28 protein-coding genes are annotated in these 23005 nt (G+C 64.1%); 10 read left to right on the top strand and 18 right to left on the bottom strand.

Annotation, left to right across the window (positions count from 1 at the left end; all coding sequences use genetic code 11):
* Window positions 1–49 precede the first annotated feature (49 nt).
* Window positions 50–583 carry a cytochrome b gene (locus OKW37_RS28940; RefSeq protein WP_090810140.1) on the top strand — a complete coding sequence of 178 codons (534 nt, stop codon included), beginning with the start codon at window positions 50–52 and terminating at the stop codon, window positions 581–583.
* Window positions 584–748: 165 nt separating this feature from the next.
* Here OKW37_RS28940 and OKW37_RS28935 read toward each other — a convergent pair whose 3' ends face one another.
* Window positions 749–1039: a DUF1488 domain-containing protein gene (locus tag OKW37_RS28935; RefSeq protein ID WP_026226687.1), complete on the bottom strand. Its 291-nt coding sequence runs from the start codon at window positions 1037–1039 to the stop codon at window positions 749–751.
* 305 nt (window positions 1040–1344) lie between these two features.
* Here OKW37_RS28935 and OKW37_RS28930 point away from each other — a divergent pair, with 305 nt between their 5' ends.
* Entirely contained in the window at window positions 1345–1653 is a 309-nt protein-coding gene (locus OKW37_RS28930; RefSeq protein ID WP_184066147.1) for a 2Fe-2S iron-sulfur cluster-binding protein, read from the top strand.
* A gap of 54 nt (window positions 1654–1707) precedes the next feature.
* Here the strand turns inward: OKW37_RS28930 and OKW37_RS28925 are convergent, their stop codons facing one another.
* From OKW37_RS28925 to OKW37_RS28915, 3 genes are read right to left on the bottom strand one after another with little or no spacing between them, the layout of a single operon-like run.
* Window positions 1708–1902, bottom strand: coding sequence for a YqaE/Pmp3 family membrane protein (locus OKW37_RS28925; protein WP_090806541.1), 195 nt, complete (start codon window positions 1900–1902; stop codon window positions 1708–1710).
* A 21-nt stretch (window positions 1903–1923) separates the two neighbouring features.
* Window positions 1924–2166, bottom strand: coding sequence for a DUF1653 domain-containing protein (locus tag OKW37_RS28920; protein WP_184066150.1), 243 nt, complete (start codon window positions 2164–2166; stop codon window positions 1924–1926).
* 58 nt (window positions 2167–2224) lie between these two features.
* A complete protein-coding gene (locus OKW37_RS28915) occupies window positions 2225–2869 on the bottom strand; it encodes a helix-turn-helix transcriptional regulator (protein ID WP_187610762.1) in 645 nt (214 codons plus the stop codon).
* A 237-nt stretch (window positions 2870–3106) separates the two neighbouring features.
* Between OKW37_RS28915 and OKW37_RS28910 the strand changes: the two genes are divergently transcribed.
* From OKW37_RS28910 to OKW37_RS28890, 5 genes are all read left to right on the top strand, one after another.
* Window positions 3107–3325 (top strand): hypothetical protein, encoded by a 219-nt coding sequence (locus OKW37_RS28910; RefSeq protein WP_184054544.1) that lies wholly within the window; start codon window positions 3107–3109, stop codon window positions 3323–3325.
* A 592-nt stretch (window positions 3326–3917) separates the two neighbouring features.
* Window positions 3918–4199 carry a hypothetical protein gene (locus OKW37_RS28905; RefSeq protein ID WP_090810142.1) on the top strand — a complete coding sequence of 94 codons (282 nt, stop codon included), beginning with the start codon at window positions 3918–3920 and terminating at the stop codon, window positions 4197–4199.
* A gap of 135 nt (window positions 4200–4334) precedes the next feature.
* Window positions 4335–4604, top strand: a complete 270-nt coding sequence (infA, locus tag OKW37_RS28900; protein WP_090806547.1) for a translation initiation factor IF-1 — start codon at window positions 4335–4337, stop codon at window positions 4602–4604.
* Window positions 4605–5340: 736 nt separating this feature from the next.
* A complete protein-coding gene (locus OKW37_RS28895; protein WP_090806551.1) occupies window positions 5341–5916 on the top strand; it encodes an ANTAR domain-containing response regulator in 576 nt (191 codons plus the stop codon).
* Window positions 5917–5923: 7 nt separating this feature from the next.
* A complete protein-coding gene (locus OKW37_RS28890; protein ID WP_429353387.1) occupies window positions 5924–7075 on the top strand; it encodes a CmpA/NrtA family ABC transporter substrate-binding protein in 1152 nt (383 codons plus the stop codon).
* A gap of 91 nt (window positions 7076–7166) precedes the next feature.
* Here the strand turns inward: OKW37_RS28890 and rhaS are convergent, their stop codons facing one another.
* From rhaS to rhaM, 6 genes are all read right to left on the bottom strand, one after another.
* A complete protein-coding gene (gene rhaS / locus OKW37_RS28885) occupies window positions 7167–8177 on the bottom strand; it encodes a rhamnose ABC transporter substrate-binding protein (RefSeq protein WP_184066155.1) in 1011 nt (336 codons plus the stop codon).
* A gap of 39 nt (window positions 8178–8216) precedes the next feature.
* Window positions 8217–9248 (bottom strand): ABC transporter permease, encoded by a 1032-nt coding sequence (locus tag OKW37_RS28880; protein WP_187616260.1) that lies wholly within the window; start codon window positions 9246–9248, stop codon window positions 8217–8219.
* Window positions 9241–10296 (bottom strand): ABC transporter permease, encoded by a 1056-nt coding sequence (locus tag OKW37_RS28875; RefSeq protein ID WP_018425424.1) that lies wholly within the window; start codon window positions 10294–10296, stop codon window positions 9241–9243. The genes OKW37_RS28880 and OKW37_RS28875 overlap by 8 nt, the downstream gene beginning before the upstream one ends.
* Entirely contained in the window at window positions 10293–11822 is a 1530-nt protein-coding gene (locus tag OKW37_RS28870) for a sugar ABC transporter ATP-binding protein (protein WP_429402966.1), read from the bottom strand. Before OKW37_RS28870 ends, OKW37_RS28875 begins: the two co-directional genes overlap by 4 nt.
* Before the next feature lie 47 nt (window positions 11823–11869).
* The gene (locus OKW37_RS28865) at window positions 11870–12763 is read right to left on the bottom strand and encodes an amidohydrolase family protein (RefSeq protein ID WP_429353384.1); all 894 of its coding nucleotides are present in this window, start codon (window positions 12761–12763) and stop codon (window positions 11870–11872) included.
* 74 nt (window positions 12764–12837) lie between these two features.
* Entirely contained in the window at window positions 12838–13155 is a 318-nt protein-coding gene (gene rhaM, locus OKW37_RS28860) for an L-rhamnose mutarotase (RefSeq protein WP_429353383.1), read from the bottom strand.
* A gap of 121 nt (window positions 13156–13276) precedes the next feature.
* On the opposite strand from rhaM, the gene OKW37_RS28855 reads away from it, so the two are divergent.
* Window positions 13277–14272 (top strand): LysR family transcriptional regulator, encoded by a 996-nt coding sequence (locus tag OKW37_RS28855; protein WP_184054564.1) that lies wholly within the window; start codon window positions 13277–13279, stop codon window positions 14270–14272.
* A 19-nt stretch (window positions 14273–14291) separates the two neighbouring features.
* Here OKW37_RS28855 and OKW37_RS28850 read toward each other — a convergent pair whose 3' ends face one another.
* The 5 genes from OKW37_RS28850 to OKW37_RS28830 form a co-directional block, all read right to left on the bottom strand.
* Window positions 14292–15074 (bottom strand): SDR family NAD(P)-dependent oxidoreductase, encoded by a 783-nt coding sequence (locus tag OKW37_RS28850; protein WP_184011280.1) that lies wholly within the window; start codon window positions 15072–15074, stop codon window positions 14292–14294.
* 57 nt (window positions 15075–15131) lie between these two features.
* Entirely contained in the window at window positions 15132–16310 is a 1179-nt protein-coding gene (gene rhmD / locus OKW37_RS28845) for an L-rhamnonate dehydratase (RefSeq protein WP_429402965.1), read from the bottom strand.
* 110 nt (window positions 16311–16420) lie between these two features.
* Window positions 16421–17173, bottom strand: coding sequence for an SDR family NAD(P)-dependent oxidoreductase (locus OKW37_RS28840; protein WP_429402964.1), 753 nt, complete (start codon window positions 17171–17173; stop codon window positions 16421–16423).
* A 162-nt stretch (window positions 17174–17335) separates the two neighbouring features.
* Entirely contained in the window at window positions 17336–17569 is a 234-nt protein-coding gene (locus OKW37_RS28835) for a hypothetical protein (RefSeq protein ID WP_184066177.1), read from the bottom strand.
* Window positions 17570–17713: 144 nt separating this feature from the next.
* Window positions 17714–18331, bottom strand: a complete 618-nt coding sequence (locus OKW37_RS28830; RefSeq protein WP_429402963.1) for a copper-binding protein — start codon at window positions 18329–18331, stop codon at window positions 17714–17716.
* A 944-nt stretch (window positions 18332–19275) separates the two neighbouring features.
* Between OKW37_RS28830 and OKW37_RS28825 the strand changes: the two genes are divergently transcribed.
* Window positions 19276–19551, top strand: a complete 276-nt coding sequence (locus OKW37_RS28825) for a hypothetical protein (protein ID WP_429353377.1) — start codon at window positions 19276–19278, stop codon at window positions 19549–19551.
* 119 nt (window positions 19552–19670) lie between these two features.
* On the opposite strand, the gene OKW37_RS28820 is transcribed toward OKW37_RS28825, so the two are convergent.
* Window positions 19671–19979 carry a hypothetical protein gene (locus tag OKW37_RS28820; protein WP_429402962.1) on the bottom strand — a complete coding sequence of 103 codons (309 nt, stop codon included), beginning with the start codon at window positions 19977–19979 and terminating at the stop codon, window positions 19671–19673.
* Window positions 19980–20766: 787 nt separating this feature from the next.
* On the opposite strand from OKW37_RS28820, the gene OKW37_RS28815 reads away from it, so the two are divergent.
* Complete coding sequence (locus OKW37_RS28815; protein WP_184066186.1) at window positions 20767–21093, top strand: H-NS family nucleoid-associated regulatory protein; 327 nt, start codon at window positions 20767–20769, stop codon at window positions 21091–21093.
* Here OKW37_RS28815 and OKW37_RS28810 read toward each other — a convergent pair.
* On the bottom strand, window positions 21090–21710 hold the full coding sequence (locus OKW37_RS28810) for an arsenate reductase ArsC (protein ID WP_184062752.1): 621 nt from the start codon (window positions 21708–21710) through the stop codon (window positions 21090–21092). The two genes, OKW37_RS28815 and OKW37_RS28810, sit on opposite strands and share 4 nt — an antisense overlap.
* A 283-nt stretch (window positions 21711–21993) precedes the next feature.
* The gene (locus OKW37_RS28805; protein WP_429402961.1) at window positions 21994–22707 is read right to left on the bottom strand and encodes a J domain-containing protein; all 714 of its coding nucleotides are present in this window, start codon (window positions 22705–22707) and stop codon (window positions 21994–21996) included.
* Window positions 22708–23005: the final 298 nt, after the last annotated feature.

Raw genomic sequence — 23005 nt, 5'->3', positions numbered from 1 at the left:
CGCGATCGACCCGGTCGCAGCGGCACGGGTCGCCACCCCAGGAGCCTCGATGTCCTCATATAACCGCACGACGGACCGCTACACGAAGCCCGCGATTTTCTTTCACTGGATGATTTTTCTGCTGGTCGCGCTGGCCTATCTGGCCATCGAAATCCGCGGCCCGCGCGGCTCCGACAGCCGCGCGTTCTGGACCGGCGTGCATTTTTGGGCCGGCACGCTGGTGCTCGGGCTGGCCGTGTTGCGGCTGCTGTGGAGATTGTGGGCCGGCGCGCCGGAGGAGCTCGAAAGCAATCGGCTGCTCGCTTTTCTCGGGCGCTCCGCGCACCTCGCGCTCTATGTGTTCATCTTCGCGCAGCCGCTGCTCGGCATGCTGATGGTCAATGCGGGCGGGCGGCCGGTGTCGCTCGCATGGACGGACATCAGCTTCACGCTGGTGCGTGCGGATGCGATCGCGCGGCCGCTGTTGAAGGACGCGCACGAGTGGCTCGGCAACGTGTTCTATTGGGTGATCGGACTGCACGCGCTCGCGGCGATCGCGCACCATGTGGTGTTCAAGGATCGGGCGCTGCGGCGGATCATTTGAAAGTAATGGAGTTGGCTGCGTGCCGCCGATGCATTGCACGCGGTCGCGGCTTGCGCGCAGGCCAGCCAGCGGCAGCGGCACGGGTGAATCCGAACTTCGCGCTTCGGCAGCAGTCGCGCTTGCCGAAGCTTCGGTACCGGTAGCCAGCCGATAGTTTCAGATCGGTCAGTTACGCCAGTTCGCCTCGTAAAACCGCACGTAACCGCTTCTGAGCACGAGACACTGCGCGCGCGTTTCCGACAACAGCCGGCGCGTGGCGGCCTCGATGCGCGGCCGGTGCGCGTCGAACGCGACGATCATGTCCTCCAGCCGGGGGGACGCAGCGCCGAAGTGATCTTCGAGCGCTTCCGCAGTGATCATGCACTCCACCCTCTGCCCATCGACCATTGCCGGAAACGCCAAAGTAAGTTCGCGACCTGAATATTCAGGGGCTTCGTTCGGGAATTGGATCTGCATGGGAGTCACCTGGAAGAGTGCGCGTACGATGCGCTCGGGTAATGCACGCGCTGATTGCTTGCTATCGCGTCCGCCGCTCGTTCCTCCTGGTCCCATGCAGCCGGCGCGGGCCGTCGCCTCGACGCGGCATCGTCAGTTCGCGCCACGCGGAGGTGAATTGATTCACTTTAGACGAGTTCGGGCCAGGTGCAAGATTTCCCCGATTTTTTCTTGAAGGCGCGGCTGACGCGCCGATGTTGCGGCGCGGCATAAAGCGCTGTCCGATCCCGTGTAAAGTGTCGCGCACCTAGTCTTTGACCTGCACGATGTCCGCCCCCACCCGCCCGCCTGTGGTTCGCGTCGAACCGCTCGGCCAGAGCTTCGAAGCGCCCGATTCGCTGACGATTCTCGAAGCCGCCGCTTTCGCCAATCTGCGTTTGCCGCGTTCGTGCCGCAACGGCACGTGCCGAACATGCTTGTGCCGGATGACGTCTGGGCGTGTGCGCTACTCAATTGACTGGCCCGGCGTGAGCCGCGAGGAAAAGGCGGACGGTTATATCCTGCCGTGCGTGGCGGTCGCGGAAACCGACTTGGTGATCGAAGTGCCGGATGCGGTCGCGATACCGGCACGGTGAGCGGGAGCGTAGGGGCCTGGCGCCCCGCTCGCCGACGCTTTCACGCGCTGTGTCTTACCGCCCGTTGCCCATTGCGCGGGCGATTTTCTTGTCCGTGTTGTACTGGCTCAGCGAATACACCGACCAGATGGCCGCCGGCACCCAGCCGATCAGCGTGATTTGCAGAATCAGGCAGATGATGCCCGCAAACGGACGGCCGATCGTGAAAAACTGCAGCCACGGCAGAATGATGGCAAGCAAAAGACGCATTCGGTTTTCCTGTTCCTGTGATTACGGCAACATGGGTGAGTCCGCGGGGGACGCATCTGCCTCGTTGTTGAACTCATCGAGCGGCGCAAAACGCGGCACCTCGACGCCTTCCTGCTCTACCAGCTCGAAAAACACCGTCGCTGGACGGGTCCAGATCGTACCATTGGCCGCCTTGTAGACGATCATCGTGACCGTCGGATCCGATTCGAGCGTGGCCTCGCAGACCAGCTCGTAAATGCCGCCTTTGTAGTGTCGGTAGCGCATGGTGTGTGACCTTATTTTGGGCGTCGTCGAAGCATTTTCAAGCACGGCGCGCCTGAGCTCAGCCGCCCTCTTTCATCTGCTTCAGGATCTTGTAGACGGTCGCGCGGCCCATCGTCAGCACCGCGGCCACGTAATTCGCCGAGCTGCGGCCGCGAAACGCGCCCTGCGCGTGCAGCGCCTCGACGATTTCACGCTTGTGCTCGCGCGTCAGCGCATTGATGCCGATTTGCCGGTCGCGCAGCCACGTGTGCAGATACGTGTTGATGCGGTCCTGCCAGTCGTCGCGGAACAGATCGTCGGCAGGCGCGTCCGTCATCGCGCCGCCCTTGATGAACAGATCGAGCGTCGAGCGCACATCCTCGAACACCGCGATGTTGAAGTTCACGCACAGGATGCCGGCGGGCTTGCCGTCGTCGTCGAACAGGATGTTGCTCACGCAGCGCATGCGGCGGCCGTCCCAGTTCAGCTTCTCGTAGGGGCCGATGGTCTGGCCGCGCGCCGCGAAGTGCGCGTCGTCGAGCACCGACGGCGCGCCCACATCGAGCCGCGACAGATTGTTCACCAGATACGCGATGGTCTGATCGCGCAGATCGTGAATCACCACCTCGGCGCACGGATAGAGCAGCGCGGCGATGCCGTCGGCGATCGGCGCGTAGCGCTTCAGCAGCAGGTCTTTGACAGGAGACACGTTCGGGTTGCGCATGGAAAAAACGCGAGGTTCGAAGGAGGCGGCGCGCAATAGCGGATGAAGACGAAGCCAGACGCCCGCAGTGGACGCCGGCGCGCCCGCTCGGTCCGCAATTCAGGAAGTCGCCATTGTAGCGGCCTCGCGCTGGCGCCGCGACTCGACGCCGGACGGCAATTTTGTCCACCTCGCGAGCGCATTTTTTTCGTGCGATAAACACTGATCCGCCGACACCCAACCGAACGGAGCCAACCGATGGCCACACTCGAAGCGCTTCGCGCCGTGCTCGACGACAAGCGCACGCCGGAGATCATTCGCAACCACATCATCGATTCGCTGCAGTACGCGCTGCGCAACCATGGTCAGGTCTTCACAGCCAAGGAAGTCGAATGGTTGACCGGCTGGGACGATGCGCGCCTGCCGCTGGCGGCCGCGCGCGAATTGCAGAAGCGCGTCGCCGAGACGTCGCGCTGACGCACGCGTTCGGATAGGAACCTCGCGCGCGCCACTCGCGCAATTCGCGCGTCCGTCGCCCGTCCCGCCTCCGACACGACTTCGCCAACCGCCCGCGAAGCCCTGCCAGTCGGGCGTTCCGGTCGTGCGCTGAAGTTTGCACTATCCAATCAGCCCTATTTCAGGCATCATGTTGCAATTGTTGTACCTCGCACCCATATAGCACTGGCAGCACCAGGCAGTCTCAACCCGGCATCTCCGCACCACCCCCGACTGTTCGACCGCCCTTATCTGCGATCCCGTCACTCCGGCAATGCGCCGCCCGCATTCGCCGTCGCGAGAAGTACACCGAGCGGTTCAGCATCATGCGTCCGGCGCCCGAATTGACGCGCCGCTTCAGCGTTTTTTCGGTCGAATCCGCGTTTTTGCGCGACCGCTCGGGCCATTGTCATTGAGCCCGCCGGGTCTAGCAGGTCTGTGCCAACCATTTTTATCGCCGGCGCACCCATCGGTGCTGCGCCGCCGGTCCGCGCCGTGACGCGTCAAAGGAGCGTTGCCGGAAGCAGCGCCCCGCACGCGGCGCGTGGACCATGCAATACAGGACATGTTTCTCATGAATTCAGCTGTCAGGACCTACAAGGGTTACGAAATTCACCCGCTCGTTTATCCGCGCCGCCCCGCGGGCGCGCAAGCGACCCGCAATCCGGGCGCCGGTTACGACGCTTCGGTGCGCATCTGCCGCGTCGGCGCCAATGCGGCGGCCGACGGCCGGGTATTTCGCCTGCAGTATCTGTTCCCGTTCGACGGCATGGGCAAGGCGCGCATCGCGTGCATGGCGCATGCGGAACGGCTGATCGACGGCCAGGTGAGCGGTCAGTCGGTCACCGATCTTTGAGCGGCGTCATCGGCGCGTCACTCATGTCGCGCAGCGTGCTTTCGGGCGCCGCTGCTTTTCAAACGAATCCACAGTCGCGCCGCTCGCAATGCCTGCGGCCGGTTTCCCCTTTATCCCATCGACCAGGAGTTATGCATGGCGAAAGAAGAACTGCTTGAACTTGACGGTATCGTCGACGAAGTGCTTCCGGATAGCCGCTACCGCGTGACGCTCGACAACGGCGTCGTGGTCGGCGCCTACGCGTCCGGGCGCATGCGCAAGAACCATATCCGTATTCTCGCGGGCGATCGCGTAACGCTCGAATTGTCGGTCTACGACCTGACCAAGGGGCGGATCAATTTCCGCCACAAGGACGAGCGTGCGAGTGGCGGCGGTGCGCCACGGCACGCGGCGCGGCGGAGGTAAGCAGGGGTCGCGGCGCCGCCCTGCGTACCTGTGATGTTGTGCAGGCGATGCGGGCAGCCCGCCCGAACCCATGCGAAAGCGCGAGGCCCGACAGACTCGCGCCATACCTTCCGACTCCGCGTTCTGCTTGAACGCGCTACGTCAGCCTCGCCGCCCAAGCGCGTGAAATAGACGTCTTCCCTGACATTCGGGATGCTCTCCAGCGCATGCGCGAACGTCGTACGCCGCAACACGCGCGGCGTCTTGATTGGAATCTGGCGGCACGCCGCTTCGGCGACCACGCACGTCGCAGCACGTCTCGCTAAACTCCAAACACCGCCCCCAAATCCTCCCCCCCCCGCGCTTTTGCGCACCTGCTCGACCACCCGCTCCTCCAGCTCCATCTGCGCCCGCTGCTGACCTCGATCAGCCCGTTGATGACGACGATTCGCGACGCGACCGGCTTGAGCTTCTACGGCGCGTCATTGCTGACCAGTCTGCCGGTGGCCGCGACGAACGCGATGCGCCGCTTCGGTGCATCGGGCGTCCGCTGTCCTGCATGCCCCTCGCCGGTGCAGCGCGACCGGCGTGGCCGCGTCACCTCTTTCGCGGACGATTCGCAGCGATCGCCCGCAAAAAACCCAATCGATCCCCGCCATTCGCGCGAATGCGCTCACACACCTCGCCAAGTCCCGTCGCACGAAGGCTGGCATATCCATTGCTTTACTGATAGTCAGATGTCCCTTCCCCCGACTCCATGCTGCGTGTTCTCCTTGTCACCGACACCGACAAACCCATCGGCGATCTGCGCGATGCGCTCGCCTGTCTCGGCTGCGAAATGCTCTCCGGCACCGCGACGCCGCAGGCGCTGCATCGCGCGGTTCAGGACGAGCGGCCCGACGTCATCATCATCGATACGGAGTCGCCGTCGCGCGATACGCTCGAACAGCTCGCCGTGATGCACGCGACCGCGCCGCGCCCCGTGCTGATGTTCAGCCACGACGCGAACCAGCAACTGATCCGCCAAGCGGTCAACGCGGGCGTCACCGCGTATCTGGTCGAAGGCCTCGCGACCGAGCGGCTCGCGCCGATTCTCGAAGTCGCGCTCGCGCGTTTCGCGCAGGAGTCGCAATTGCGCGAGCGGCTCGCGCAGGCCGAAAACGAACTGGCCGAGCGCAAGCTGATCGATCGCGCGAAACGCCTGCTCATGGATCAGCAGAAACTCACCGAACCGGCCGCCTACGCGAGTCTGCGCAAACGCGCGATGAACCAGGGCGTCAAACTCGCCGAGGTGGCGCGCGAGGTCGTCGCGTCGGCCGGCTCGCTCAAATGATGCGCTCATGAATCCAGCCACTTCCGTCACCGCCGCGGCCTTTGCGGAGCCGCCTGAAAAGACCCATCTGCGGCTCGGTTTCGTCGCGTTGTCCGACGCGGCGCCGCTGATCGCGGCGAAGCTGCTCGAGTTCGGCCATGCGCACGGGCTCACGCTCGAACTGTGCCGCCAGCCGTCGTGGGCCGCCGTGCGCGACAAGCTGCTAGCCGGCGATCTCGACGCCGCGCACGCGCTTTACGGGCTCGTGTATGGCGTGCAGCTCGGCCTCGGCGGCCCGCGCACCGACATGGCCGTGCTGATGGTGCTGAACCGCAACGGCCAGGCGATCACGCTGTCGAATCGGCTCGCCGATGCGCTCGCGAAGCATGGGACCTTGCGCGAGGCGCTCGCGACGCTCGGCCGCAAGCCGGTGTTCGCGCACACCTTCCCGACCGGCACGCACGCGATGTGGCTGTACTACTGGCTCGCGGCGCAAGGCGTCGATCCGTTGCGCGACATCGACAGTGTCGCGATTCCGCCGCCGCAAATGGTCGCCGCGCTTGCCGAAGACCGGCTCGACGGTCTGTGCGTCGGCGAGCCGTGGAATGAAATGGCCGAGGCGCACGGCGTCGGCAAAACGATCGCTTATTCGAGCGAGGTGTGGCCCGAGCATCCCGAGAAAGTGCTCGCCTGCCGACGCGATTTCGTCGATGCGCATCCGCGCACGACGCGCGCGCTCGTGCAGACCGTGCTCGAAGCGTGCCGCTGGCTCGACGGCGCCGGGCATCGCGACGAGATCGCCCGCTGGCTCGCGCGGCCCGATTACATCGGTATCGACGAGACGCTGATCGCGGCGCGGCTCGGCGACCACCTCGACACGGCGAACCCGCGCCGCCTGCCGATGCGTTTCTTCGACGACGGCGCGGTCAACTATCCGCATCCATTCGAAGGCGCGTGGTTCCTCACGCAGTTCGAGCGCTGGGGGATCATCGATGCGCACAACGACTACGACGCGGTCGCCGCGCGCATCAACCAGACGCAGTTGTATCGCGAGGCCGCCGCACGCGTGAACGTGCCGGTGCCCGGCGAGGACGTCACAAGGGAACTGATCGATGGCGCGCTGTGGGGAAGCGGCACACCATCCGCCGCTTATGCGCGGCGTTTTGCGATCCGCCGCTGAGCGGACCGCACGCGAAAGCCCCGAGATCCGCTGCGCCGACTGCCCACGAACCGCCAACGGCGATCAGGTGGACAGTCGGCGTTGCCGAAGCTCAGAAGTTGTACTTGTCGATGTTGCTCGCATCGAACGTGGTCGGCGGCCCGAGAATGATTTCGCCGTGCGCGCCAATCGTGCGCTTGCCGAGCTTGCCGGCGTCGAACGTTTCGCCCTCCTTACCCGTGATCGTGCCCGACGCGAGCGACGCCGCCGCGTACGCGGCCAGATAGCCGAGCTCGCTCGGATCCCACAACTGGAACGCGGTCACGGTGCCGTTCTTCACGAACGCGCGCATCTGGTTCGGCGTGCCGAGGCCCGTCACCGCCACCTTGCCCTTGCTCGACGACGACGAGATATAGCGCGCCGCCGCCGCGATGCCGACCGTCGTCGGCGCGACGATCGCCTTCAGGTTCGGATACGCCTGCAGCAAGCCCTGCGTTTCGACGAAGGACTTCTGATCGTCGTCGTTGCCGTACGCGATCTTGACGAGCTTGATCTTCGAGTACTCCGGTTTCTTCAACTCCTCCTGCATCCACTTGATCCAGGTGTTCTGGTTCGTCGCGTTCGGCGTCGCCGACAGAATCGCGAACTCGCCCTCGCCGCCCATCAGCTTCGCGACCAGTTGCACCTGGCCGCGGCCGATGCCTTCGGCGTTCGCCTGATTGACGAACAGCTGGCGGCCCTCGGGCGCGGTATCGGAGTCGAACGTGACGACCTTGATGCCCTGACCCATCGCCTTCTTCAGATACGGCACGACCGCGTTCGCATCGTTGGCGGCAATCACGATCGCATCCTGGTGCTGCGTGATCAGCGTGTTGATGTACGACACCTGCGACGACGCGCCCGCATCCGACGGCCCGACCGCCTTGCCCACGCCGCCGAATTCCTTGATCGCGGCGAGGCCGCCGTCGTCGGCGATCACTTCGTACGGGTTGTTGATCTGCTTCGGCACGAACGCGATCTTCAGCCCGCTTTTCAGTTCCGCTGCGAACGCGCCGCCGCAGCTGATCGCGAGCAACGCGGCGCAGAGCGCGGCCATGCCGGTGTGACGTAGAGGTTTGAACATGAAGTGTCTCCTGCGTTGTTGTTGGACAGAGAGGGGAAGCTAGGTTGCGGATGAAGAAGACGTGGCTGCGGACTTCGCGATGAAACGCCGGTCGCGCGCCGCCCGCCAGCGCGCGACGAGGTTCGGAATCAGCACCGACGCGAGCAGCAGCACGCCGGTCACGATGGTCAGCGTTTCACTCGATACGTCGTCGAGCGTCAGCGCGTTCTTGAGCACGCCGATGATCAGCAGCGACAGCAGCACGCCGACCATCGAGCCGCGTCCGCCGAAAATGCTGACGCCACCGAACAGCACCGCGGCGATCACCGACAGCTCGAAGCCCTCGCCGTTATCGCCGCGCGCGCTCGTGAAGCGCAGCGTATAGACGATGCCCGCGAGCGCGCTGACGAGACCCGACAGCACGAACAGGCGCAAGCGGATCTTCGCGACCTCGATGCCGGAGAACGCGGCGGCGGTCGGATTCGCGCCGATCGCATAGAGACTGCGGCCGAACGCGGTGGCTTGCAGCAGAACCGTGAACAGCACGGCGGCGACGATCACGATCACGAACGGCAACGGAATGAACGTGGGGCCAAGCGTGTTCATGCCGAACGCCGTATACGCGGCCGGAAAATCCGCGACCGCCTGATCGCCGAGCAGCACATACGCGAGACCGCGAAACAGCGCGAGCGTACCGATCGTGACCGCGAGCGACGGCAGGTTCAGCTTGACGATCACGAGGCCGTTCAGCAGGCCCGCCAGCGCGCCGGCGATCAGCACCACGACGATCACGACCGGCATCGGCAGCCCCATGTGCCACAGCACGCCCATCAGCGCGCTCGACGCGCCCAGCACCGACGCGACCGACAGATCGATTTCGGCGGCGACGATGATCAGCGTCATCGGCAGCGCCATCAGCGCGATCTCGGTCAGATCGGCGAATACGTTGCTCAGGTTCGCGCCGGTCAGAAACACCGGCGACAGCCAGCGGCCCAACACCAGCGACACGATCAGCACGATCACCAGCAACACTTCCCATTGCAGCGGCGTTTCGCGCTTGCGCGTGAGCAGCGCGGAATCGGGTTTAGCCATGATCGCGTTTCCTCATCATGCGTTTGGCGACGGAGCGGGCCAGCAGCGTATCGGCGGCGATCGCGGCGACGATCAGCGCGCCCTGGATCGCCTGCTCCCAGAATGGCGACACGTGCAGCACGACGAGCGCGATGCTGATCACGCCGAGCACGAGCGCACCTAGCGTCGCGCCGAGGATCGTGCCGACGCCGCCCGTAATCGCGACACTGCCGACCACCGCCGCCGCGACGACCTGCAATTCGATGCCCTTCGCGGTGCTGGCATCGACGGTGCCGAAGCGCGCGAGCCACAACGCGCCCGCAAAGCCCGCAATCGCCCCGGACAACAAAAAGCCCGACATCACGCGACGCTCGACGTTCACGCCCGCAAGCCGCGCGGCTTCCGGATTCGAGCCGATCGCATAGTGCTCGCGACCGCCGCGAAACTGCTTCAGATACACCGACAGGCCGGCGAGTACGACGATCGCGATCAGCGCGAGCGTCGGGATGCCGAGCAGCGTGCCGGTCGCGAGCCGCGAGTACGCGTCGGGCAGACTGGTCGCGTTGATCTGGCCGCCGTGCACCCATGCGTAATCGGCGCCGCGAAAGATGTACAGCGTCGACAGCGTCGCCACCAGCGAAGGCACGCGCCCCACCGCGACGAGCAGCGCATTGATGCCACCCGCGACGAGCCCGATCGCGAGCCCCGCGGCCAGCGCGACGAGCACCGGCATATGCGGGAACGCAACGTACAGGCTGCCCACCGCGTACGCGCTGATACCCACCGTCGAGCCGACCGACAGATCGATATGCCGCATCAGGATCACGACGGTCATCCCAGCCGTCAGCAGACCGATGATCGACACGTTCAGCAGCACGTCGCGCAAATTCTGCAGATTCAGGAACTGCGGCTTCGCGAGCCCGGTCCCCGCGATCAGCAGGATCAGCACGACGAACAACGTGGTTTCGCGGCTCTTCGCGACGCTCGCGACGAGGCCGCCCGATGAAGCGGCGGAACGCTTCGGCAGCGACTGCCGCACCGGCGCGGGATGGGTGGAATGGCGCATCATGCTGCACGTCCCAATGGTGAAAGTCCCTGACCGAGCGCGGCGCCCATGATGCGCTCCTCGTTCGCGTCGGCGCGCGCGAGCTCCGCGCTGATGCGGCCTTCGTGCATCACGAGCACGCGATCGGCCATGCCGAGCACCTCGGGCAGCTCGCTCGAAATCATCAGCACGGCCATGCCATCGCGCACGAGTTCGGCGAGCGCGCCATACACCTCGGCTTTCGCGCCAACGTCGATGCCGCGCGTCGGTTCGTCGATGATCAGCACTTTCGGGCCGGTCGCGAGCCACTTGCCGAGCACGACCTTCTGCTGGTTGCCGCCGGACAGCGTACCGACCGGCGCCCCCGGGTCGCTCGCCTTCAGGCGCAGACGCGTGCCCCACTTGTTGGCGAGCTGCGTTTCGCTGCGCGTCGACATGAGCCCATGCCGAACGAGCCGTCCGAGCACCGTCATCGACGCATTGCGCGCGATGCTCAATTCGAGCGCGAGCCCTTGCTGGCGGCGATCCTCCGGCACCAGCGCGAGCCCGGCGCGCACCGCGGCCGCGGGCTTGCCGGTGTCGAGCCGCTTGCCGGTCAGCCATACTTCGCCCGAATCGAGCGGATCGATACCGAAGATCGCCCGCGCGACCTCGCTGCGTCCCGCGCCGACGAGGCCCGCGAGCGCGACGATCTCGCCGGCGCGCACGTCGAACGAGACATCCTTGAACACGCCGATGCGCGTCAAGCCGCGCACCGACAGACGCACGTCGCCCGGTGTGCAATCGGCCTTCGGATAGAACGTTTGCAGATCGCGGCCGACCATCCTGGCGACGATCGCGTCGGTGCTCAGATCGGCGGTCAGCGCGTCGAAGACTCTCGCGCCGTCGCGCATGATCGTCACGCGCTGCGTCAGCGCGAATACTTCGTCGAGCCGGTGCGTGATGAACAGAATCGCGACGTCGCGTTCGCGCAGCTTGCGCACGATCGCGAAGAGCCGCTCGACTTCGGGCTGCGACAATGCGGCCGTCGGTTCATCCATGATCAGCACGCTCGCGTTCAGCGACAACGCCTTCGCGATTTCGATCACCTGCTGATCCGCGATCGACAGACCACGCACCAGTTGATCCGCGCGCAACTCGACGCCGAGCGACGCGAGCAGTCCGTCCACTTCGCGATGCATCGCGTCGTACTGGATGCGGCCGAAGCGGTCGACCGGCTGCCGGCCCATGAAGATGTTCTCCGCAATCGACAGATCGAAGAACAACGTCGGCTCCTGATAGATGACCGCGAGCCCGGCGTCGCGCGCTTCGGCCGGCGTCGCGAAGCGACGTGGCTCGCCGTTCACCAGAAGCTCGCCGGCGTCGGGCTGATGCACCCCGGCGAGAATTTTCACGAGCGTCGATTTGCCCGCGCCGTTCTCGCCGAGCAGCGCATGCACCTCGCCGGGCCACAGCACGAGGTCGCCGTCGGACAGCGCGCGCACCCGGCCGAAGGATTTGCTCGCGTGCCGCAATTCGAGCCGCGGCACCGTGGAAGGGGATGGCTGCACTGCGTGTCTCCTTTTTTGCGGCTGTCTTCTCTTCGACGCGCCTCGCGTCAAATCCGGTAGTACCGTTGTGCGTTGCGCCGAAACAGCGCGTCCTTCTCAGCCTCGCTCGCATCGCCAATGATCGCCGCATACGCGCGCCACAAATCCGTATACGAACCAAACAGCCGGTCGACGGGAAAATTCGACGCGAACATCGCACGTTCGACGCCGAACGTATCGATCGTTTCGAGCACATAAGGCCGCAGGCTTTCGACGGTCCAGTGATGATCGAACATCGCGAGCCCGCTGATCTTCACCGCGACGTTCGGACACGCCGCGAGCAGGCGCATGCCTTCGCGCCACGCGCGGTAACCGGCCACGCTATTACGATCGACGAACATGCCCGCATGATTGACGACCAGAAGCGTGTCCGCATGCGCACGCGCCAAGGCGGCCGCCTCTTCCATTTGCGACGGATACAGCTGCAGATCGAACGACAGGTCATAACGGCGCAGCAACGCGAAATGCTCGCGCCACCGCGGCTCGCGCATGTAATGACGGCCGACGTAATCGAACAGTTTGTTGTCGTGCACGTTGAGAATCTGCCGGATGCCGCGCGTATTCGCGAACGACGCATGCGCTTCGAGCAACGCGGGCGCATTTTGCGCGGACAGGTCCACGGCGGCGACGATCGCATTCGGCATACCGCGCGAGGCGTCGCGATCCGCAATCGACTGCAACCAGCGCGTTTCCTCGACGGGATCGGCCGGATCGTGATTCGCTTCGACGTGCACGAGCTTCAGCACGTCGACGTCGCCCGCTTCACCGAGCAGATCGTCGAGCAGATAGTCGTGCTTCAGATCGCGCGCATCGCCGACGAACGACACGCCCGGGTTCTCCAGCCACGGATAGCGATGCGTCTTCAGATCCCACAGATGGATATGCGAATCGACAACCTGCATGCGGCACCTTCGTCCGGTGAAAAGCGTTTCGAGGTTCGTGCGTCGTTGCGGGGTTCAGCTGGGTTCAGCTCGACTCAATGACTGAGACGAAAGACCGGTTCGAGCGTCTGCGACAGCGGCGTGTGATCGGGCGCGGTCTGCATGATGTCGGCCATGTAATCCCACCATTTGCGCATCACGTCAAGTTGCGTCAACTGGTCCATCGTGTGATCGCTGGTGCGCGAGAGCACCGCGAAAAGATGATGCGTGTCGGGATCGAAGAAAATCCGGTAGTCGCGCACACCGGCGTTGTGCAGCGCGTCAACGAGCTCGGGCCAGATCTGCGTATGACGCCGTTCGTATTCTTCGCGCATGCCGGGGTTCAGCACCATCCGAAAAGCGATTGTCTCCATGGCGGCCTGTCTCCTGTCGACCTCTTCGAACGACTATAATTCCTGCATCGATAGCCTCTCAATCCGTTGTTGGGATTGGTCGATCCACAAACCGAATCGCACGGGCACTCCTACTGGCACCATGAGCCAACATTCAGCCGCCGTCGCACTCGTCAATCGTCTCAAGTTCAAGCATCTCGCCCTGCTCGTCGCACTCGACGACACCCGCAACCTGCATCAGGCCGCCGAGGCCGTCAACGTCGCGCAACCGAGCGCGAGCCGCATGCTCGGCGACATCGAGGAAGCGTTCGGCTTCCTGCTGTTCGAGCGCAACGCGCGCGGCATGACGCCGACGCCGCTCGGCGTCGTCACGCTCGCTTACGCGCGCCGTGCGCTCGCCGAGCTCACACGCTTCGCCGAAGACCTCGATGTCAAACGCCGCGGCGGTCACGGCCAGTTGACCGTCGGCGCGATCATGGGCGCCGCGCCCGATCTGCTGGCGATGTCGGTCGCCGCGCTGAAGACCGAAAGCCCGCTGCTCAGCGTGCGCATCCTCGGTGAAACAAGCGATCAGGTCGTGCAATTGCTGCATCGGCGCGAGGTCGATCTCGCGCTGGGGCGCCTGACCAACCCTCTGCAGCACAACGACTTCAGCTTCGAGCCGCTCGCGCGCGAAACGCTGCTGCTCGTCGTGCGCGCCGTGCATCCGCTCGCGCGGCGCACGCGCATCACGTTGCGCGAACTGGTCGCGTGGCCGTGGGTTGCGCAACCCGTCACGAGTCCGGCGCGCGTGCTGTTCGAGGAAGAACTCGCGCGCGCCGGGCTCGCCACGCCAGTCAATCTGACCGAATGCGCGTCGATCTTCGCGACGCTGCAATTGCTCGAGAATTACGATGCGGTCGCGATGCTGCCGGAGTCGGTCGTGCGCGATCATGTGCGCGGCGGGCTGCTGGTCGCGCTGCCACTCGAAATCGGCAAGAGTCTCGCGGGTTTCGGCATTCTCACGCGCAAGGAAGAGCAGCTCGCCGAGCCGGCGCTGCGCTTCATCGAACTGCTGCGCGGCTTCTCGCGCGACCTCGCGCGCGACGATCCGGCCGCCGCACCCGGCACGCCGACTACGCCCGTCACGGTCAATTGACGCCCGCATCGCGCGTCGCTTATTGCAGGTTCACGAACAGGCCGCCGTCGACGAGCAGCGCGGCGCCCGTCACATAGCGCGCGCGGTCCGAGGCGAGAAACACGACGCAATCGGCGACGTCGTCGGGACGCCCGAGGCGGCCGAGCGGAATGCGCTTTTCGAAGTAGGCCTTCTTCGCTTCGTCGGCGAGATCTTCGGCGTTCAGATCGGTCGCGATCGTGCCCGGCATGACAGAGTTGCAGCGGATGCCGAACGGCCCCAACGCGATCGCGCACGACTGCATCAGCGAATGCACGCCGGCCTTGGTCGGCGTGTAATGCGTTTGCATGCCGCCGCCCACCAACGCGCTGATCGAACTCGTCGCGACGATCGCGCCGCCGGTGCCCTGCTTTTTCATCTGCTGCGCGGCAGCCTGCGTGACGAAGAACGCGCCGTTCAGATTGACCGCGACCGTCGATTCGAGCACGTCCGCCGGCATGTCGAGAAAAGCGTGAAACGGGCAGATGCCGGCATTGCTCGCGAGCACGTCGAGCTTGCCGAACGCGTCGAGCGTCCGTCGCACCAGCTCCTGGCCGGTGTCGCGCGCCGCGACGTTGCCTTCCACCGCGATCGCGCGCCGCCCCAACGCCTCGATTTCGCCGACGACTTCCTCGACCGCCGAGCGCCGGCCATACGATGCGTCGTTGTCGCCCCAGTAGTTGATCGCCACGTCCGCGCCTTCGCGCGCGCAGGCCACCGCGATCGCGCGTCCGATGCCGCGCGATCCGCCGGTGACGATCACGACTTTGTCCTTGAGCAGCACCCTAATCTCCTTTGCGGCGATTCGCCGTTCGGCACAGGTTCAAAACGTTCGACACGTTCAATGCTGATAAGGCCGCACCAGCGCGCATTCCGGATTGAGCCGCACGCCAAAGCCCGGCGTGTCCGGCACCTTCATGCGCCCGTTTACCGGCACCGGCTCGTCGAGCAGCAGCGGATTGAACATCGGCACGACTTCGTCGGCTTTCGGCGCCATCATCAGAAACTCGGAGAACGGCGAGTTATGGCGCGTGACGACGAAGTGATAGCTGTACACCGACGACCCATGCGGCACCATCATCACGTTGTGCGCATCGGCGAGCGCGGAAATCTTGATCAGCTCGGTGATGCCGCCGCACCAGCCGACGTCGGGCTGGATCAGATCGCAGCACTGCATCTCCAGCAGCATCCGGAAGCCCCAGCGCGTCGCCTCGTGCTCGCCGGTCGACACCATCATGCCGCGTGGCACGTTGCGGCGCAGTTCGGCGTAACCCCAGTAATCGTCGGGAGGAAGACATTCCTCGACCCATTTGAGGCCGTATTCGTGCGCGCCTTGCGCGAGCCGCGTCGCGTAGCGCAGGTCGAGGCTCATCCAGCAGTCGTACATCAGCCAGAAGTCGTCGCCGACGCGCGAGCGCATGTCGGCGAGCTTGTCGAGGTTTTGCCGGAGTCCGTCTTCGCCTTCCGCGGGACCATGCTGCAACGGCAGCTTGCCGCCGATGAAGCCCATCTCCTTCGCGAGATCGGGCCGCGCGCCGGTCGCATAGAACACCAGCTCGTCGCGCACCGGGCCGCCCAAGAGCTGATACACGGGCTCCTTGCGAACCTTCGCGAGCAAATCCCACAGCGCGAGATCGACACCGGAAATCGTGTTCAGCACGACGCCCTTGCGCCCGTAGTACAGCGTCGCGAAGTACATCTGATCCCACATCTTCTCGATGTCGGTCACCAGTTGCCCTTCGAGAAAACGCGCGAGATGCTTCTCGACGATAAATGCGCCGATCTCGCCGCCGGTCGTCACCGCGAAGCCCACGGTGCCGTCGCTCGCTTCGATCTCGACGACCAGCGTGCCGAGCACATTGATGCCGAACGACTGACGGCTCTGCCGGTACTCGGGATAACGCGCCATCGGCGTCGCGATGTGATCGTCGATCCAGTGTCCGCCGGCCTGGTCGTGATAGTCCGCGCCGCCGCCGCGAACGATGAAGGCACGCACGTGCCGGATGGTAGGCATGGCCATGAAAGGGCTCCGTGAGAGAGGCGTCGAAGCGGCTCGACAACGCGCGTTCGACGCGTGTGCAATACGCTGCGGGACGTGAGCACTGCGTGAGCAATGCGCGAGCAGCGCGCTCAATAGGTGGCGCGGCCGCCCGACAGGTCGAATACCGAGCCGGTGCTGAACGCGCAGTCTTCGGAAGACAGCCACAGGATCAGCGACGCCGCTTCTTCCGGCAGCAGGAAACGGTTCATCGGAATCTTCGACAGCATGTAGTCGATGTGCTGCTGCGACATCGAATCGAAGATTTCGGTCTTGGCCGCGGCCGGCGTGACCGCATTGACGAGGATGTTTCTGGTCGCGAGTTCCTTGCCGAGCGACTTGGTGAGCCCGATCAACCCCGCTTTCGATGCGCTGTAGTGCGAAGCATTCGGATTGCCCTCCTTGCCCGCCACCGACGCGATATTGACGATGCGGCCGTAGCCCTGCTTCAGCATCTGCGGCACGACCGCGCGGCAGGTCAGGTACGGACCGATCAGATTCACGTCGATCACGCGGCGCCACATGTCGGGCGCAAGCTCCCAGGTCGCGCCGTTGCCGCCGGTGATGCCCGCGCAGTTGATCAGCACGTCGATCGAGCCGTGCCCGGCGACCGTTTGCGCGGTGGCCTGCTGGACCGCGGCGTCGTCGGTCAGCTCGACCGTGATGGCGCTGACCTTGCCGAGTTCGCTCAGCTCGCGCTGGCTAAGCGCGAGCCGTTCGCTGTCGACGTCCCACAACGCGACCGACGCGCCCGAGCGCAACGCCCGCTGCGCGACCGCGTAGCCGATGCCGCGCGCGCCGCCGGTGATGACGACCGTGCGCCCCTCCAGATCGATCCGATTCATTGCTGTGCTCCTGTAGGCCGCCGTGCGGCGTGCCATCGAGTTGTTGTGTATCGCTGCAGTCAATATACGGGCGGCGCGATGCGCCAACAATTCGACTATTCGCGGGGGCGATAGCAAAAGTGGATCGGCAGCGGGAGCGGGCGCTAAAGGGAAGCGAAGCGGCTAATCATCGGCAGCGACGAAAAGCATCGAGACATACAGAATGGTCGACACGACGATGATGCCGACGCCGAGCAGCACCTTGGTCTGGTCGAAGTTGATCCCGCCGATGATCGCAATGCCGATCCCGAACACCGACGATAACGTGCCGAGCGCCGCGAGGCCCACGTGTATCTTGCTGCGGACCAGCCGTTTGCGCTCCGATTCGGCAGTGGTTTCCGTTTCGCTCTGTTCCATTCCCCGCTCCTTCGCGCGCGACGCGATGACCATCGTGAAACCTGAGCCGCAATGGCCGGCGCGACGTCGAACCGCCGGTTGCGGTTCTACGCCGTGCACCTCGATACGCTTCAGCGTAGTTTATTTAAGCCTTCTCGATCGCCGTTATTTGACGTCCGCGCCATTGCGCGACACCGACGCCGCGATGGCCGAGACGAACACCGCGCGCACCGAATCGCCGACCTTCAGTTTCTCGAGCGCAATGTCCGGCGCCACGTCGAGCGTTTCCGTGCGCGACGGTCCGCGCAGCGTGATCGTGCGCTTCTTGCGATCGATCTTGCGCACCGTCGCGACGACCTCGATGCGCCGCGCCGATGCAACGACACCGTTGGCCGCAGGCTGCGTGACTTCGGTATCGATGCGCTGGCGGATTCCGTTCGGCGCGAGTTTGTCGACGCCGACCAGCACCGCCTTCTTGTACGCAATCGTCACGACGTCGCCGACATGCAGCTTGCTGACGTCGGCGGCTTGCGGATTCACGTCGAAAGTTTCCTCGCCGCCTTGCGGGCCGCGCAGCGTCACGCTGTTCGTCGCGGGATCGATCGCGACGACGCGCGCGTGAACGTGCAGCAGCGCGGCGGCGCCAATTGCCCGCTGTTCCGGCGCGGACGCGGCCGCGTTGTCCTGTGCCAGCGCAGGACCCGCCGCGGCGACGCAAACCACCAACGCAACCGCGATCGCCTTCACCCGCATGAGCCCGGAGTCCGTTGAATTACAAGCCATGAAATGCTCCTTTTGATTGCGTCGATGTTACGGCAAATGTTTTGTCGCGGATCGCGTACTACGCTTAGCACCGGCAGGTGCACTCGCTTCGAATAAAAAGAAAAACGGACTATTAATCGCTTTTAGCGGACGGGGTTACGCTTTTTGAAACCAATGGCGGTTCCTTTCTAATGCGTCGATTCGTCCTGGAGAGCCCATCGCGAAAAGCGCGTGCTTCTCCATGCGATGCAATCGGTATGCGAGTCGTGGCGGATGAGCTTGCGCAAGGAGCCGCGCGGCTTTGCGCATGCGTTCCCGCGAGCGTCAGCGGAGGGGTAGAGAGCTAGCCATAACATATTCCTCGCAACGAGATGGACTACCGGGCGACCCAACGTGAGCGGGTCCGGAAATTGCCAAACGTTATGACTATTTCAAACGGTTTCGGGGATGCTAGCAAACGCGCAAAGGAATGGCAAGACAAGTGGCTGCGCATCGCCATTCCCGATTAATCGGGTTTGCCGCGTCAAATCTTTTATGACGGTGGGCGATTCATTTGCCATAAAGATATGATCGCTGCAATTCGCTGAGCTCAGAGGCCCGGCGACGCCGTCCTCGCTCTGACTCTGTCCGGTTGCCTGACAACAGTCGAACGGCGCATTCGATATGCATTGAAAAGCGGTGGGCGCGCGGCAGGATTGGCAATCGGCGAACGACTCCGCACAAACCCTTAATGGATGATACTGAAGCGATTACGCATCGCTGCGCGACGAATACAAAAAATTGTCGTCAATCATTGGAATACTGCGAACACGGGTTATTGATCGAGCGAATTTTGCCGTCAAGGCAACGAAAAAGGACGCTTGAGCCGATGGCCACGGTCACGTGGGCATCACAGGCACAGCGTTTGCTGAAGCTCGCGTCACCGTCTAACGCACACACATTGGTTTATCGAAAGGACACCACACATGGTCACGACTCGCCCCTGCACCGCCGCCTGCGTCATCGACGGCCTCCTCGTCACGCTGACGTTCTATCCGGACAACGGCGTGTTGCGTATTGCCGATTCGTCCGGCGCCTGTCTAAGAGAAACGCGCTGGCATGGGTCATGGCGCGCTCTGCTCGAGGAGTTCCGCGGCTACTACGAAGCGGCGGAGAACGACGCGGCGCGCGGCGTCGACGATATTGTCGCTCGCCTCGGCGAGCGCTGCGCTGATGCCCAGCGGGAATCGGCATTCGCGTGAAATGGCATGCGCTTGCGATCAAGCGCGTGAAAGGCGGCGGCGGCAGCGCTCGGCACCTGTTCGTTGCCTCGCGATCCGCGGTCGTTCCCCGGCGCCCCGCTGCCGCTCGCGAACTCTGGTCATTGACCGAAATAAGTCTTGCACTCCGTGCTGAACGAGCATGACTGGCTGCCTCGGCCTCCCGCTTGCGACTCGCCCGCCGGAACACCACCATACGACGCGTTGCGTATGCCCTGCTCACGCGGGTCCCAGTTCTGACCGAACGACATGTCGGTCGTCGCCTGCGCCGATTCGTCCGCGTCGTGCTCCATCATCGCGCGACCCGACACGGCGTGGTCCGCCTGGGCGCTCAACCCCTCGGCGATGGCCGTTCTCGGCGCGAGAAACAGAACGGCGGTCGCGGCAATCATCAATATACGTACTCTCATTTCCGGACTCCTCGAATCCGGCGCAGCAGCGTTCGTCCTCCACAAGAATTGATCCGCGAACAGCCAACCTGCCCAATCGGGCCGAGGAACGGGTCGATGCCAATGCGCTACTGCTGCGACGGGTCACCGAACTAAACAGATGAAGAATTACCGCGCTTGCAACCGATACTCGACGCGTTCCCGAGCGTCGGCGGAATCGGCGCGCACAAGGCGGCTGTAAGTCTGCATTCGCAGCTTGTCGTCCTTCTTTTATAGTTCGCGCACCCCGGAATTCAATCCAGGAGCTTCCAGCAGTGTCGCCAATCGTCCACACCGTTCGATAAACCGCATTCACCGACAAATTCAACGTGAACTAAGCGTGCTTTGCTCGCGCATTGCGCTATCATGTTGCTACAACGCACAAAAAGCGAACCCGCACGTCGACGAAAGTCCGGTGAAAGACGGACAGCGTGGAATGACTCCATCCATTCGCAATCATTGCATCGAGACACAGAGTTTTTCATAGCGAACGTCAGGCTTACCGGCCTCGTTCGTCGCGTTGTGACATGCTGAAATATTTGCTGATCGAGACTCTCGGTTCGAGGGTCGGTTGTTCCAGCGGCCGTCTTTGTCCGAGGCCGTATTGCAATTCAGGGAGCAACGTTTTTTAACCCGGCACATGGCATTTCCGTCAATCGACAACCCCACCGCGGGGCGGCCCCATTCAGTCGGGCTCGATGCTTCGCAGCTTTTTCCCCGCAATCTGTCTTCGACAGCACGCTGCACGTTTTAGAAGGACGAATATCCTATGGACGAAAGGAAGCGAGATAGCATGATTGCCTATCTCCGCCATCGTATGGAAGAGTTTGGTATCAGACCAGAAGACCTTGCCGCAGCGCTGGCGACCGAGTCATTGGCCAAAAAGGCTGAGCGCTATCGCAATGCGACCGGAGACAGCTGGGACGGCAATGGCGAAATGCCGCAATGGTTGAAGCAGGCTATTAGTGCCGGCCAGAGCATTGAGCATTTCGAATTGGCCGCAAAACCGGCGCCCCCGCCCCAACCGAAAAAACAGGTGGACTGGTCGAACGACCCGTTCGCCGGCACGCGGCTCGGGCGCCCGAATAACCGCTAGGTGCAGGCCGCCGCGCTCGAAGGCGCGGGCACAATGGCTGCGGCTTCGAAACGAACCGCCGTGCCACGCACCGGTTTTGCGCCACCGCTTGCCACATTGACGGCATTCACCGTATTCCCCGCATTGACGGCATTCGCCGCATCGACGAGATTCGCGTGATTCGAGGCAGGCTGCGCATATTGCGGCAGCTCGATAAGCGCGCTGACCTGCCGGACGATCTGCCAGAAGGTCTTGTCGAAAAGACAGGCCTGCTCGTCAGCGGACCCGTGGCCGCCCGCGAGCGGATCGGTAATGGTCCAATAGACGAACGCCGGTGCGCCGGGAAATACCGGCGCGTGCAGTCCGCCGACGAATTCGTCGAGCGCGATCACGATATCCATGCGCGGCGCCCATTCGCCGGTGAATTCGAGCCAGCTTTTAGGGCTCAGCACCGCGCGCCCGGAAATGCCGGGCCGCAATTGCGCGACCGCGAGTGGATGAAGGCGCGCGGCCGGTTCAGGGCCCGCGCTGAACGCGTCGAACCGGTGCCCCGCCAGTTCGCGCAGTAAAGCTTCGGCAATGATGCTGCGGATCGAATTATCGCGGCAGAGAAACAACACCTTATATTTTCTGGACACGCTTACCCCGTACCGATGTTTTTTTATTGGCCTCTGGGCGGAATTGTGCCGCTCCAGTCTTGCGCCCCCGTGACACTACGGCGTCTTTATTATTTGCGCCTCGGGATTCGCACCAGGTATCTCGACTCACGGGCACACAGCACAACTTTGCGAACGATGGGCAGTGTACCAGTGTCCGGCCCCCTGTTTCAGCACCCTGTCAATATTTGCCAGATCAACCGACGCTGCCGTCGGCCCGCCGGTCCGGCACGATGGGCCTGGCCCGGTCGCCGTCGGCGGCGGGTCAGAACTTCAGGCTGTTGAGGAACTGAAACCACAGGTTGCCGAGCGCGCCGGCCGGATGCATGTCGCTGACGGTTTCGTCGCGCTTCGCATGGTTTTCGCGTCTGGAAGGCTGCGTGTCTTGAGGGGCGGTTTGCGAGGCCGCGCCGGTGTCTTGCGCGCGGTCCGCCAGTTCGGGCTCGGACGCCTCGGCTTGCGCCGCTTGCGCGCTCTTCGCGGTCTTTCCCGCGCGCTGGGCGTTTTGCGCGGCGTCCGCCTCGTCGCGGCGCGCGGCCTGCAACGCCGCGACGCTGTCGGCGATCTGCGCGGCGCGCTGCGGTTCGCATTGCCGCCCGAGCAGCACGCCGAACAGCACGTCGCGATTGTGGCCCTGGTCGGCGAAGCGGATCGCGATCGACACCATCTCGGCATACGCGGCTTCGTCGGCCGCGCGCGCCGCTGCCTCGCGCTTCGCCTGCGCGCGTTGCCGACGCGTGTGCTGCGCCTCCCACTCGCGCATCTGCTCGGTGTAGACCGCGTCGTAGACGTTGCGCTGCTCGGCATCGGACAGGATCGCGTACGCGTCCTTGATTTCCTGGAACGCCGCGCGCGCCACGTCCTCGGCACCGTGGTTGCGGTCCGGATGCCACTTCATCGCGGCTTTCCGGTAGGCCCGCTTGATTTCGTCGTCGGTGGCGTGCGCGGGCACGCCGAGCGTCTCATACAGGGTTGCCATGCTGGACTCGATCTCGCGAAAAATCACTGCGGGCATCGTAGCATGCTAAAAGCGGCGTCATCGTGACCCGGCCTCCACGCAAGCACGCGCATGCCGGCATTGCCGCGATGGCACGGCGGCAGATCGTCCTCCAACGGCCCACGAAAAAAAGGCCCCACCACTTGCGTAGCGAGACCGAGTCCCATGTCTAAGGAGATGTCATGGAGGAGACGAGCCCATCTTATCGTCAGACCCGCACGCGCCCAACCAACGGTTCGCCATATGCTTATCGGCCGCGCGCTCACGTGCATTGCAAAGC

Origin of the sequence: Paraburkholderia sp. MM5482-R2 (assembly GCF_050436125.1) — a bacterium.
GTDB lineage: Bacteria > Pseudomonadota > Gammaproteobacteria > Burkholderiales > Burkholderiaceae > Paraburkholderia > Paraburkholderia tuberum.
This window is presented reverse-complemented; position numbering and strand designations above follow the sequence as displayed.